Source organism: Nostoc sp. (genome assembly GCF_036917235.1).
Lineage (GTDB): Bacteria > Cyanobacteriota > Cyanobacteriia > Cyanobacteriales > Nostocaceae > Nostoc.
Genome location: NZ_JBALDU010000098.1, coordinates 24697 through 38026, shown reverse-complemented (window position 1 = coordinate 38026; position 13330 = coordinate 24697). Strand labels below are relative to the sequence as shown.

Genomic DNA, 13330 nt, shown 5'->3' with positions numbered 1-13330 from the left:
TTAAAATTCAAGCCTTACGGCAGCAACAGAAGCAACCACCCTTCAGGTGCAGCCATAAAAATTAATCCGAGGCTAGCTAGCCCTAGCCCCCAAAGTTTACTTCCAAATTGCTTCTTTTGATCTCTATGACAAGTTTTAATCGCTCTACCAGTCGTCGGTTGAAGAAATTAACTCAAATTCCTTCTGTATGGGAGGGCGATCGCCGTCCGTTGTCATCACCAAACCAGCACTCAGACTCAGAGGCAAAGGGAGAATGCATTCTTTGGGTAGATTTCTCCCAAGGTGTTGTCCGAGGAATGGACGTGGTAGCTTCAGATATTGGACCAGAAGCAATAGTTCGCACCTTAATGCAAGCAATGGAGCATCCTCAAAGTCCGGCAAGACCTGCTAGACCTCAAAGAATTGTAGTCAAAGACCGCGAGATCCAATTTTACCTGCGGGGAGTGCTGCAAGATTTGGATATCGCCATTGATTACGCACCAGAACTGCCTTTAATTGACGAACTATTTCGTGGATTCGCCGACATCCTCGATAGCCAAACCCCCGACTTACCTCCACAGTATGCACAAATCTTGCGAGAGAAAGCATTTGCAATTTGGCAAGCAGCACCTTGGGAATTTTTAGAAGAACAGCAAATTTTGTCAATCGAGATTAATAAGTGGGATGTTGGCACACTCTACGCCTCAGTTATGGGAATGCTGGGAATGGAGTATGGGATTTTGTTTTATCGCTCAGAAGAGTCTTTAAAACAGTTTCGCGCCGCAGTTTTAACGGATGAAGAATCAACAGAGCATCTAGAAGAAGCGTTCCTCAAGCAAGATTGCCTGTTTCTTACTTTTGAGAGCGTTGACGAAACCGATGAAGATGAGGATGAAGAAGATGATTTGGCGGATCTGCCATTATCAGAAATTGACCCTACTTTTGGTAATATCCACCCCTTAGAAGGACTACGGTCTGTTTTGTATGACGAAGAAGCATTGGTAATCTTGGTTGCGATCGAAAGCCTGAGCCGCTTTATTCGCGATCACCGTCGCCAACTTCATGAGGATATCTTCCCTACTCTGGGCCGTCGCTATCGCATTTCTCTACCGCAGTCGGAAGAATCAACTAAATCAGTGCCTGTGACAGTCTCTACCATGCCGCAGTTAGCAGCAGAATTAGAAGAAATGGCAGGCTTTGATATTGATGACGAGGTGATTGACAACGTTGATTTTCAATCATTGCGAGATGACTTGATACCAGAAGATTCCTTCCTCAGCTTAGGTGTAGTGTCCTGGGAAATGTTGGATTCTCTGCGAAAGGGGGTCAGCTACCACCAGGCTAGTGAAATCAAACCAGTGGGTGAAGGTTTGCCGGTGATTTTGATTCAAACCTCTCGACCCAAGGCGAAGACTGTAATTGAAAGAATTGAAGCAGCAGGCGGACTGAGAGCAATTTGCTTTAATCCAGGTGCCGATCCTTTTGATGGCGATCGCTACGACCTGGGTTTATTGCAAACTCAAAATAGCGAATTGTTCCTATTCGGTGAATTTTTAGATGAAGATCCGATTCATGTCGAAGCCCGAAAAAAATGGAATCAACGGTGTAAAAATACTAAAGGCTACTGTGGCTTAATCATTGCCAAAGGACTAACGGGAGCATCCCGTGGCAATCCACAGTTACGAGATATGATGGCTTTGTTTGAAGGGCGATCGCTTTCACCTAAAGATTTAGGTATTGGCACTCTCCAACTTATGCCCCAACTTAAATTTGAGTAATTGCATGAATTGCCGCAATCCTGAATCTCAAATTATTCAGTATGAGTAATTCAGTTGATGTGTATTTGATTGGCATATTGACTGAAACTGTAATTTGATAGGGGAAAAGGGGGAAGGCTTTGCCTTTATAACGTTTACCCCTCTTCTCTTTACCAACGGAGTGTTAATTCTGCGGTGCTGAGTACTGTCTTACCCCATAGCGAAACGGGAAGATTGAAGTAAGGGCGCATTATTTGACTGTTTCAGTGAAGTAAAAAGTACTCAGGATTTTCATTATATATACCCCATACCTTATAGGCAGTCTTTTAGTCTGAGGCAGAGCGTTTCCGGTTCCACTCAGTCTTCGTCATCCGCCTACCTATCAGGGCGCGGCACTTTCTAATGAATATTCATGTATGTGTCAATACTAATAAGCGACCAATCATGAGAAGCTAACTTTACCTAAATTTCATGAAGTACCTGTATTTTCATCGTTTTCTAGTCATTTTATATAAATATTACTCAGTATAAATAACTACAATAAGCTAAAATTTTATCTACAAAGACTGCTTGAATCGAACCTAACTGATGTACTTAGATATTGGAATCTTTTTTTTAACAAGTTTTTGAGTTTAGCATCCTGTTATGTATCAATATCATTAAGCAAAAGTCAAATGCATATATTTTTCTTTGTAATTTTTTTATAAAGGATGAAAAATACCTTAGTTAGTGTCTAAATGAAGATTATTTAAAGCGCGTAAATAATAGCTATAATAAACACACTGCCGAAAAAATTAAAATATACGATTCTTTTTATAGGTATACTTACCAAATAAAAAATAGTTGTAATAAAAATTTTATTGGCAGTAATTTATCTCTTGGCTTAGATATGAGGAAAAGATTTTATGTCAAACTTCTAGCGCCCTGCTTGGCTAAAAATGATTTATATAACCTCCAGATAGATGAAGACGAAAAATCGCAAAAAATTGCTGATTTTAAGGCTAGCTAAATCGCTAGAATTAAGATAAAAAATATGCAAAATTTCATTGCATTTTGACGATAATTTATTGTAAAAGTATGAAGCAAAACTAAAATATTATTATCAACAACAGTCAAGTAACATCACATAAATTCTGGATTAATTTCTCTGTGTGAAATTACAGGTATTGTTGTCAAAAATTACCAAGATGCTTGGCAATTTACACTCAGTAGACTGAGTGTTGTCCCCTTTTTCTGGCTACTATATTGGCACTGAAAAGCAATCAGCTTGATCGAGGTAAGCCAAAATTCATAACTGTTCAAGTAGCTCTTAACTTCTTGGTTACAGTATGGTTACAGATAAGTGTTTGTCGCTTATTTGTCTACTAACAAGAGTGATTATTCACGCTCTATACACACCACTCTAACCCGCCTGTAAGCCAGGGTTTCAGCATGATAATGATTCTGAAGCTTTATTTTTTTGGGTTCTAACGGATACTCTCTTGAAGCGGGTTTGAGGAACTTAGTTAAGAGAGAAGGTCAAATGCTTTCAATGGATAATAACTTTGGAAATCTTCATTGAGTCAACAATAGTTGTCTTGAATTCATTGATAAAATTTCGTTGTCAGGCTTTACTCATGTTGTTAGTAGGGTTATTATCTTCAAAAGCAACTATGCGCTTTTTAGGCGGTCACAATAGTAACAAATAAAGTGTAGTGTTTTGTTTTTTTTAGAAAATGATGAAGCCTTTGACAAAACAAACATTTTTAATATTAATGGTATTACTTGTTTCCTGAGACAAACTCTGATAACCTTATCGGTTCCCTCTTTAATTTAGACTCTTTCGACCATCTAAATATACAGCAGATAGCATGATAATGACAAATAAAAAATGGGCAGTTAAACGTATAACAGTTAATCTCGCAACGCAGGAAGCGGAAAAACTAGAAAAATATTGCCAACAAACAGGTAGACCTGCAACTGACGTAATTCGTGAACTGATTAGAAGTTTGCCTGTTTCGGACGACAACAAAGATGCAAACAACTAAGAAGTTAATTTCACAACATTATCCAGAAAACACCTTTGCCAACAAAAAAATATCTCTGATACTTTTGAGAGTCCGTCGCTATGGACAAAAGTTTGTCTAGATGATACAGACGCGTTTTTATCGCGTCTGGTCATTTACCGGGACTAAAAGAAGTAATCAAAGAGGTTTTAGTATCGATATTGGCAAGCCTTAATATGCTGCTGGAGTTGATATTAAGTAGCAAATTCCGACACCAACCCAGTTACAATCTGTAAAGAAACTGAAAAGGAACGACGGAATGCGTGTTGCAATCGTAGGTGCGGGACTGGCTGGGCTAGCAACCGCAGTAGATTTAGCTGATGCTGGTTGTGAAATAGAGATTTTTGAGTCTCGTCCGTTTGTCGGTGGTAAAGTTGGCAGTTGGGTTGATGGAGATGGCAACCATCTAGAAATGGGGTTGCATGTATTTTTCGGGTGCTACTACCAACTATTTGATTTGATGAAGAAAGTGGGGGTGTTAGAAAACTTACGCCTCAAGGAACATACCCACACTTTTATTAATAAAGGGGGGCGCACTGGTGCTTTAGATTTTCGTTTTATTACAGGTGCGCCTTTCAATGGGTTAAAGGCATTTTTCACTACTTCCCAACTATCGTTGCAGGATAAATTGCAAAATGCGATCGCTTTGGGTACTAGTCCGATAGTTCGCGGATTGGTAGACTTTAATGGGGCGATGAAAACTATCCGCAATTTAGATAAAGTTAGCTTTGCCGATTGGTTCCGCAGTCATGGTGGGAGTAATGGCAGCATCAAGCGGATGTGGAACCCAATTGCTTACGCATTGGGATTTATTGATTGCGAAAATATGTCTGCCCGTTGTATGTTAACCATATTCCAGTTATTTGCAGTTAGAACTGAAGCTTCAGTTTTGCGAATGCTAGAAGGTTCTCCATCTGAATATTTACACAAGCCGATTCTGGAATATCTGGAAGCTAGAGGCACCAAAATTTACACGCGCCGACAAGTTCGGGAAATTCAGTTTGCTGAGTCAGCTGAACAAACCCGTGTCACTGGTATAGTAGTTGCCCAAGGTGATGCAGTAGAAACGATCGCTGCTGATGCTTACGTTTTTGCCTGTGATGTTCCAGGAATTCAACGCATCCTACCCCACGAGTGGCGTAAGTGGTCAGAATTTGACAATATTTACAAACTGGATGCAGTGCCAGTGGCTACAGTGCAGTTACGCTTTGATGGTTGGGTAACAGAACTGAACGATGGAGAGCAACGTAAACAGCTAAACCATGCGGCTGGAATCGATAATTTACTTTACACAGCCGATGCTGACTTTTCTTGTTTTGCCGATTTAGCGTTGACTAGCCCTGCTGATTACTATCGCCCAGGACAGGGATCTTTGTTACAGCTAGTGCTGACACCGGGAGATCCGTTTATTGCCCAAAGTAATGAAGCGATCGCACAACATGTTCTTAAGCAAGTCCATGAACTGTTTCCTTCGTCGCGGGAGCTAAATATGACTTGGTACAGTGTTGTAAAGCTTGCTCAGTCTCTCTACCGAGAAGCGCCAGGGATGGATGCGTACCGTCCTAACCAAAAAACACCAGTAGATAATTTCTTCCTTGCCGGGAGTTATACTCAGCAGGACTACATCGACAGCATGGAAGGTGCTACTATTTCTGGACGACGTGCGGCAAAAGTGATTTTGGAGAGTTTAAAGAAATAACGAACTCCAAAGAGTGCAAAGAACGCGATCGCAAAGCATCTCGTAGAGAAGGAAAAAGAGAAATGCCAGACTGGTTAGAGCATACTGTGCAGGTAGAAGTAGAGGCTCCCATAGATTTAGTATGGAGCCTCTGGTCTGATTTAGAGCAAATGCCCCGGTGGATGAAGTGGATTGATTCGGTGAAAATTCCGCCAGATAATCCAGATATATCTCTTTGGAAACTTCGCGCTGGTGGTGGTCTGGAATTTACTTGGAAATCCCGAATTCTCAAAGTTATCCCAAACCAAATTATCCAATGGGAATCGATTGATGGTTTGCCGAATCAGGGAGCAATTCGCTTTTACGATCGCCACAATAGTAGTATTGTTAAAATGACCATTTCCTACGCTATTCCTGGCGTTCTTGGCAAAATTATGGATAACTTATTTTTGGGGCGGGTCGTTGAATCAACGATTCAAGCTGATTTGGAAAGATTTAAAGAATACGCGCTGAATGTTAAAGCTAATTGATATAGGAAACAAAAATAGACAGTAAGAAACAATGTGTAAGAGTTTCTTGCTGTCTAAGCAATTATTCGCACAAATTGAGTAGCATTAACCTTTAAAATGCCTATATAAAATAATTTTCAAGACAGTTACTACTTATTTTAGACTTTGTAAAAAATCCAAGGCTTCTGCAAAGGCAGCAGGATCTTTATCTTTATAAATTGTAACTACCTTGGGAATACTATTATCATCCTCAAAAGCAAGAGAAATTATATTCTCATTGAAATCTCTATCGGCCAAACCGCTAAATTTATCCTTATGAATCTTGATAATCTCGTTACCGTTTTGCACTGTTATGTACTCTGACATAAGATTTATCCCCCCTGACTAATTAGTTTGCTCAAATATTCATACAATTCTCCGCTTGTAAAATACTGTTCTGACTCATTTGAAGTCATTTTGACATACCAAGGTTTTGGGGGAACTGGTTTGATAGATTCTGTTATAAAATCATAAGTTTCATAAGTTTGAGCGTCTCCACAAGAATATACCAACCTATCTTGAGTGGCACGTTTACATAATTCAATAAGTTTTTCGCGTGTTACTTCAGTCATACTCACAGACTTTTACCATTAACTATTACCAAATGTGATGCCCGATTTTATAACTCAGGCACGCACTGATAACTGAATATATAAATTATCTAAGGAAAAACAACCAGTAATAATACATAAAAATACTATTTAGGGCTTGCTGAAAAACCTGCGAGCTGCACAGTAAAAACAATGTGTCAAAGTTTCTTGCTATCTATCCCAAAAAATCGAATATTCGATTTTTTTTATGCCTTGACTTGTTTGAACTCAGGTAATATCCGGGGAGAAATAGTAGCCTGAATTTCTTCACCCATTTTTTCTTCAGCTAGTCTAAGCTCATAATTCTTTTGTAAATTCATCCATAACTCAGCACCAGTACCAAACCATTGCCCTAATCGTAATGCCGTATCAGCAGTAATTGCCCGTTCACCATTAATTATTTCAGTAATCCGGTTTGTTGGTACATGAAGAATACGTGCTAACTCACTTGCGCTCATTTGCAATTCGTGAAGCTCATCAGCAAGAATTTTTCCAGGATGGATAGGTGGCCGTGCCATTTTTCTCTCCTTTAAGAATGATAGTCTGTAATTTCTATGTTGAAAGGTTTAGATTCTTCATCTGCCCAATTGAAACAAATTCGCCATTGCTTATTTATCCGAATGCTATATTGATCTTTTCGATCGCCTTCTAAAGACTCAAAATGGTTGCTTGGTAGTTTCATAAGAGATTCTTTGCTAGTAGCGGCTTCTAATATATCAAGTCGTTTATATGCTTGATCTGTGAAAGCCTGAAACTCTTTTACCCTCTCACCTAAAGCAAACCGCTCCGTCCTTTTATCTTTAAACTTAGGATATTTGTCTGACGGAGACATAAATTACTAATGGTAGATGTTATGCGTTACGTAACTCATAATTTAATATATTAACGATAGCACATTTAATATCCGCATAGCATATCAGTCCTTCTCAATAACAGGGCGACATTACCAAGTAGGATCGCTAAACAAATTAATCGTCAATTCCTCGCGTGGCGGTACTGCGCTGATACAAGCGCGAACGATCTCTCCATCCTCTAATTCGACGGTGCAAGCGTGACAAGATCCCATGAGACAACCGGTGGGAATAAAAACCCCAGCCCGGTCTGCTACATCTAAGAGGGCTTCTCCCACTTCGGCATCTACTGTGACATCATCTGGTAAAAAGCGGACACGAACAATCATCAATATTACGCATTTAATAGAGTTGTCATTTGTCAGTTGTCCTTTGTCCTTTGCAAATGACCAATGACTAATGACATTTCAAGGAATTTTAGCTTAAGACAAAAACAGACTTAAGTCTAAATGGCTTTCAACTTCAATGGCTAGAGAGTCCAAAATTTGCTCTCGCTGTTCTCGGTAGTTAGCAACACCAGTAGGCAAAGATTTTAAACCGCGCTGTTGACGGAGGCGATTTAACCAAGCGCGTCGCCAAGGGCCATTGTCAAAAAGTCCGTGGAGGTAACTTCCCCACACCGATTGACAACTATCCACTAACCCTAAATTAATATCGTCAAATAGGGCATGGTACGATTGGGGGTCTATACCTTGCTGTTCAATGCGCGATCGCCCTTGGTGGATTTCAAAGCCATTTACTGGCAAGCCTTGTTGTGGATAATTTGAGCTAACTTGGCGTTGGCGGGCAATTTTTTGTCCGGTAATTACAGTTCTGATTGGTAAAAGATTTAACCCTTGATATCTGCCAGCTTGTCCCTCTATTCCTTCTGGATCGGCGATGATTTGACCGAGCATTTGATAGCCACCGCAGATACCTAAAACTGTTCCCCCAGAAGCAGCGTAGTTTTGGATAGCTTCTGCCATACCACTTTTTTGCAGCAGTAGCAAGTCAGCAATTGTAGTTTTTGTACCTGGGATAATAACGGCATCAGGATGTCCTAAATCTTGCTTAGGACTTAAGTATTTTACTGAAACTGTACTTTCTGATTCCAGTGGGTCAAAGTCGGTGAAATTGGCAATTCTTGGTAAGCGGATGACGGCAATGTTGAGGTCAGTTTGGGCTTTATTCGAGGACGATTGACGTTCTAGCAGGTCAAGAGAATCCTCTGCTGGAAACATTTCTTGCAAGTAGGGTATAACACCGATCACGGGGATACCTGTGCGTTCTTCTAACCATTTTATCCCCGGATCTAAGAGCGATCGCTGCCCTCGAAACTTGTTAATTACTATACCCTTAATTAAGGCGCGTTCATCTGGTTCCAATAACTCTAGAGTGCCTACCACATGGGCAAAAGCACCACCACGATCAATATCAACTACTAAAATGGTTGGTGCATTCAAATATTTTGCCACCCGCATATTAGTTAAGTCGCGGTGCTTGAGGTTAATTTCTGCTGGACTGCCAGCACCTTCACAAACCACTAAGTCAAATTCTGTTCCTAAATGCTGTAGCGATTCTTCAATTGTCCGCCACCCCAGTTCAAAATATTGCTCGTAGTAATCTGAGGCACTGACTTTACCTACAGACCTACCTTTAATAATTACTTGAGAAGTCATATCCCCTTGGGGTTTGAGTAAAATTGGGTTCATTTCTACCCAAGGTACGACTCCCGCCGCCCAAGCTTGTACTGCTTGGGCATAGCCAATTTCTCCACCACTGGCAGTGACATAAGCATTTAAAGCCATATTTTGACCTTTAAAAGGAGCCACTCGCCAACCACGCCGCGACAGAATGCGACAAATAGCTGTAGTTAAAAGTGATTTCCCTGCATGGGATGTTGTCCCCACCACCATAATTGATTTCATAGTTGCTATCACTTAGTTTTTCAAGATACAGGGTTAATTTTTAGGAATGAACAACAGGGGAGCAGCACTTCGGCTACGCTCAGTGACCGGGGAGATGAGTAAGCAGGGGAGCAGAGGATTAAGTAGTAGCAAGTCTTTCCCCTCTGCCCCTCTGCCCCTCCGCTCCTCTGCCCCTCTGCCTCTTGTACCCAATGCCCACCATAATCATCACAAATTGCAATTAGATGGTTATGGTAAAGACTTCATGAATAGATGTGATGTTTCCGTATATATTGTTCCCTTTGATTCTCTAATCCTAACTCTTGGTTTTTTTTATTCTAAAAAGGTATCCGCAACCAACGAATCACAGCATCATAGAAACGATCGCGCCATGAAGGGGTACGCCAATTTTTCCCCTGATACTGTTCTACTAATTGGCGTCCCAAGGGAGTGAGGCGAAAACTATCTGTAATCCCCTGTCCGTCCACTTCTCGGCGCAATACACCTACTTGAATCAACCAGCCCAAGGCGTTATCACAGGTTAATTCTGATAAAGGGCGTTTAGTATAGCCCTGCTTGAGTCCATTTTCCAGAGCGATCGCAGTTAATGACACACTCTGGTGTTCCATCACTTCAAATAAAGATACATTAAAAGGCGAACATACTAGCGATCGCTCGGCTCTTTCTACTGTGCTTTGAGGATAGACAAAAATATTTGGGTTTTGGGAATCAACAGCAGCCATTATGTATTGGTAGAAATTTTTCTTCTAACAAAGATTAATTTAAGAATATATTTTTTCTTGTACCAAATACCCCATTAAACCAAAATTAGTTACCTAAAGTGTATTTATCCTATTTTTTAGTAATTATATTTAAACATTATAAATTAATGTAAAATTTCAAGTGCATCAACAATCTGAAACAGGAAAGGTTAATTATGCCTCTAGCAGTTGGTACGGATGCACCTGCATTTACCGCCAAAGATACAAACGGCAACACAGTCTCGTTATCTGATTTTGCCGGAAAGACGGTTGTTTTGTATTTTTACCCCAAAGATGACACGCCAGGCTGCACCAAACAAGCCTGTAGTTTTCGGGATGCCCAATCTCAATATCAAGGTAAAGATATTGTCATCTTGGGAGTTAGTGCAGATGATGAAGTCTCCCATCAGGCATTCACCCAAAAATATAATTTGAATTTTCCTCTACTGGCTGACAGCGACAAATCCCTCATCAAAGCTTTCGATGTGGATGGCGGCGGTTATGCCAAGCGCGTCACCTACGTAATTGACCCCAACGGCAAAATTACCCATGTTGACAGTGCTGTAAATACCACCACCCATGCTAGCGATGTTTTAGCTGCACTTGGGCTGATCTGATAATTCAAATTCAGGATTTTTTAAATGGTCTTAGCCCCAAGCCATAGAGGCTTGGGGTTCTTTGTTTGATTCAGTTACCTGATTGTGGTGTCACCAATGGCGGCGTAACTGATGGTTGTGTAACCGTTGGCAAACTGAGGGTTGGTTGCTGTTGTTGACCTTGAATTAGTTTTTGTTGCCTTGCTTTAAAGGCTGCTGCTGCTGAGTTTAGTTCTTCGTTCTGTTGGTTAGAATCCCAGTTGAGAGTCCCGAAATTTGCCCGATGAATCAGATCGAACATATTGAAATTGTCTGAGTTGGAACGGGCGAAAGGATCGGTATTTTGGTCTGTTGTACTATTGCTGGGGAAAGCATCCGTTGGGCTGCTGACTTGAGCGGAACTTGGTTGAGCTATGAGCAAGGAAGCAAAGCTAATTCCTGCTGCCATAGCAACAATGAGTCTAGTAATTTGTAAAAATGGTTTTTTCATGGGATTTTGACCCTACCTAAAATTTATCTATTTTATCTTTTTAAGCCAGAGTCCGCCGCAGTTGGGGTTGAATACTTACTAAGGCGACTAGGGCAAAGCCAAACAATACCAGCAATGCTCCCCCAAAGGTAACATCGCCCCAAGGAGCTTGCATCACTACACTACCTAATTCCCAATTACTGTGGAAATATAAATAGCGAATTGGTTCGATCGCATAACTGAGAGGATTTAAAGTAGCTACAACCTGTAACCACTGAGGCATGAAGGATAGGGGTGCTAAAGCTGTACTCGCAAACAATAATGGTAGGTTAGTGACGAAAATCACTGCAATCAATTCAATGTGTCCGGGTAAAGCAAAAGCTAAACCGAGGGAGATGGCTGTTACACCCAAAGCTAACAGTAAGACAATTAGAGCGATCGCACTTAAACCAACTATATTGGGTAGTCCTGCGCCCAAAAATGCTGCTGCTGCAACAATTACGGCTGCTTGCAACAAACTTTGACTGATGATAAAAATGGCTGAGGCAAAAACAATGGAAAACCGCGATGCCAACGGTGCTACCAGCAAACGATTCAAAAAGCCGAACTCGCGGTCAAACATTACTGGTAAACCAGCATTCAGCGCCCCGGCAAAGGCTGTAAACACAATGATGCCAGCAGCTAAAAATTGTCCGTAATTTGTTGTATTACCAAATATACCCTTGGGGGCATTTTGGAACAAAGCACCAAATAGCACTAACCACATTACTGGTTGAATAATTCCAGCAATTAAAGATGAGGGACGGCGTTGCAACTGAATAAACAAGCGACGGGTTAAAGCCAACGTCTCTTGTACCAATTCACCGAAAAAGTTAGGTGCAGTATTAGCATCTGCTTGCGGCGATGCTAGCGGCTGCCAATTGATATCAGATTTAGGAGTAACACTCATGGCAATTTTGGATTTTGGATTTTGAATTTTAGATTGGGTACAAGAGGCAGAGGTGCAAAGGGGCGCAGGGGAAAGACTTACTGCTACTGCTCCCCTGCTCCTCTGCTCCGCAGTCCCCATTCCCTATCTCATATTCTGCTTCTTTTCAGCTTTGGGATCGCGGGTGGCGACGGCTGCGAGTTCTGCATCCAATAAGGTGCGTCCTGTGGCAGCGAGATAAACGTCATCAAGGCTGGGGCGAGATTGGGCGATGCCAAATATGGGCAAGCCAGCGGTATTTAACGATTGCTGTATGTTAATCAGAACATCATTCTGAGGTGTCACTACCAAGTTGAGTGAATTACCTTGAGCGCTGTTGATGATGACTTCTTGGACAAAAGGCAAAGGTTTCAAGAGGTTTTTAGCTTTCTCAGCTTCCTCAATGGGGGAAAACTCGCGGATTCGCAAGGTGATGCGATCGCCTCCTACTTGATCTTTTAATTGCGAAGGTGTACCACTTGCAATTACAACGCCGCGATCTATAATTGCCACGCGATCGGCTAAAGCGTCAATTTCTTCTAAGTAATGGCTGGTAATTACTACCGTCGTCCCAGAGGCGCGTAATTTTCTGAGGAAATCCCATACCACAAAACGTGTTTCTATGTCAAGTCCTACACTTGGCTCGTCCAACACCAAAACATCCGGTGCATGGAGCAATCCAGCAGCCAAGTCTAGGCGCTTGCGTAAACCGCCTGAGTAGGTTCCTGTCTTTTTATTAGCGTATTCTTGCAAACCCAGTAAATCTAATACCGTTTCAATACGCTGTTTGGCTACTGCGCCTGGAAGGTGATAAAGTGCTGCTTGCAATTGCAGCAGTTCTTTTCCAGTCAACACCTTATCTATAGCGACTTCCTGAGCTACGTAGCCTAGTCGTTGTCTTGCCACTTTTGGATTATCTAACACAGATATGCCAGATACTTCGATTTTGCCAGCATCCGGTGTGGTCAGCGTACACAAAGCACGCAAGGTAGTAGTTTTCCCAGCACCATTGGGGCCAAGTAAACCAAAAATTTCTCCTGGTTCTACCTGAAAGGAAACATCCTGGACGGCAACCACTGTACCGTAACGTTTTTGCAGATTTTGAATTAAAACGGCGGGAGCCATGACAGCCGATCCCCAACTATACAAATCTCAATAAAGTCTATCCTTATTGTAGAAGGTAGAGAGCAAGGAAATAGCGCA

At 41.4% G+C, this 13330-nt stretch carries 15 protein-coding genes; 5 read left to right on the top strand and 10 right to left on the bottom strand.

Annotated features, from left to right (window positions below):
- Window positions 1–125: 125 nt before the first annotated feature.
- From V7K44_RS27605 to V7K44_RS27590, 4 genes are all read left to right on the top strand, one after another.
- Entirely contained in the window at window positions 126–1757 is a 1632-nt protein-coding gene (locus V7K44_RS27605) for a DUF6930 domain-containing protein (RefSeq protein ID WP_334936374.1), read from the top strand.
- 1829 nt (window positions 1758–3586) lie between these two features.
- Complete coding sequence (locus V7K44_RS27600; protein WP_289798878.1) at window positions 3587–3763, top strand: CopG family transcriptional regulator; 177 nt, start codon at window positions 3587–3589, stop codon at window positions 3761–3763.
- Between the two features lie 277 nt (window positions 3764–4040).
- Entirely contained in the window at window positions 4041–5480 is a 1440-nt protein-coding gene (gene zds, locus V7K44_RS27595) for a 9,9'-di-cis-zeta-carotene desaturase (RefSeq protein WP_334936372.1), read from the top strand.
- Window positions 5481–5542: 62 nt separating this feature from the next.
- A complete protein-coding gene (locus V7K44_RS27590) occupies window positions 5543–5989 on the top strand; it encodes an SRPBCC family protein (RefSeq protein ID WP_334936370.1) in 447 nt (148 codons plus the stop codon).
- A gap of 132 nt (window positions 5990–6121) precedes the next feature.
- On the opposite strand, the gene V7K44_RS27585 is transcribed toward V7K44_RS27590, so the two are convergent.
- The 7 genes from V7K44_RS27585 to V7K44_RS27555 form a co-directional block, all read right to left on the bottom strand.
- Window positions 6122–6334 carry a hypothetical protein gene (locus V7K44_RS27585; protein WP_334936368.1) on the bottom strand — a complete coding sequence of 71 codons (213 nt, stop codon included), beginning with the start codon at window positions 6332–6334 and terminating at the stop codon, window positions 6122–6124.
- 5 nt (window positions 6335–6339) lie between these two features.
- Window positions 6340–6579, bottom strand: a complete 240-nt coding sequence (locus tag V7K44_RS27580) for a hypothetical protein (protein ID WP_334936366.1) — start codon at window positions 6577–6579, stop codon at window positions 6340–6342.
- Window positions 6580–6803: 224 nt separating this feature from the next.
- Window positions 6804–7115, bottom strand: coding sequence for a HigA family addiction module antitoxin (locus tag V7K44_RS27575; RefSeq protein WP_334936364.1), 312 nt, complete (start codon window positions 7113–7115; stop codon window positions 6804–6806).
- A gap of 11 nt (window positions 7116–7126) precedes the next feature.
- A complete protein-coding gene (locus V7K44_RS27570) occupies window positions 7127–7429 on the bottom strand; it encodes a type II toxin-antitoxin system RelE/ParE family toxin (protein ID WP_334936363.1) in 303 nt (100 codons plus the stop codon).
- Window positions 7430–7540: 111 nt separating this feature from the next.
- Window positions 7541–7777: a 2Fe-2S iron-sulfur cluster-binding protein gene (locus V7K44_RS27565; protein ID WP_334936361.1), complete on the bottom strand. Its 237-nt coding sequence runs from the start codon at window positions 7775–7777 to the stop codon at window positions 7541–7543.
- A gap of 93 nt (window positions 7778–7870) precedes the next feature.
- Window positions 7871–9355 carry a cobyric acid synthase CobQ gene (cobQ, locus tag V7K44_RS27560; protein ID WP_334936359.1) on the bottom strand — a complete coding sequence of 495 codons (1485 nt, stop codon included), beginning with the start codon at window positions 9353–9355 and terminating at the stop codon, window positions 7871–7873.
- Window positions 9356–9672: 317 nt separating this feature from the next.
- Window positions 9673–10077 carry an Npun_F0494 family protein gene (locus V7K44_RS27555; RefSeq protein WP_334936357.1) on the bottom strand — a complete coding sequence of 135 codons (405 nt, stop codon included), beginning with the start codon at window positions 10075–10077 and terminating at the stop codon, window positions 9673–9675.
- A gap of 194 nt (window positions 10078–10271) precedes the next feature.
- Here V7K44_RS27555 and V7K44_RS27550 point away from each other — a divergent pair, with 194 nt between their 5' ends.
- Window positions 10272–10712: a peroxiredoxin gene (locus V7K44_RS27550; RefSeq protein ID WP_334936355.1), complete on the top strand. Its 441-nt coding sequence runs from the start codon at window positions 10272–10274 to the stop codon at window positions 10710–10712.
- Between the two features lie 70 nt (window positions 10713–10782).
- On the opposite strand, the gene V7K44_RS27545 is transcribed toward V7K44_RS27550, so the two are convergent.
- The 3 genes from V7K44_RS27545 to V7K44_RS27535 all read right to left on the bottom strand — a co-directional run bounded on the left by V7K44_RS27545 (window position 10783) and on the right by V7K44_RS27535 (window position 13252).
- On the bottom strand, window positions 10783–11181 hold the full coding sequence (locus tag V7K44_RS27545; RefSeq protein ID WP_334936353.1) for a hypothetical protein: 399 nt from the start codon (window positions 11179–11181) through the stop codon (window positions 10783–10785).
- Window positions 11182–11221: 40 nt separating this feature from the next.
- The gene (locus V7K44_RS27540) at window positions 11222–12109 is read right to left on the bottom strand and encodes an ABC transporter permease (protein ID WP_334936351.1); all 888 of its coding nucleotides are present in this window, start codon (window positions 12107–12109) and stop codon (window positions 11222–11224) included.
- Window positions 12110–12232: 123 nt separating this feature from the next.
- Window positions 12233–13252, bottom strand: a complete 1020-nt coding sequence (locus V7K44_RS27535; protein WP_334936349.1) for an ABC transporter ATP-binding protein — start codon at window positions 13250–13252, stop codon at window positions 12233–12235.
- Window positions 13253–13330: the final 78 nt, after the last annotated feature.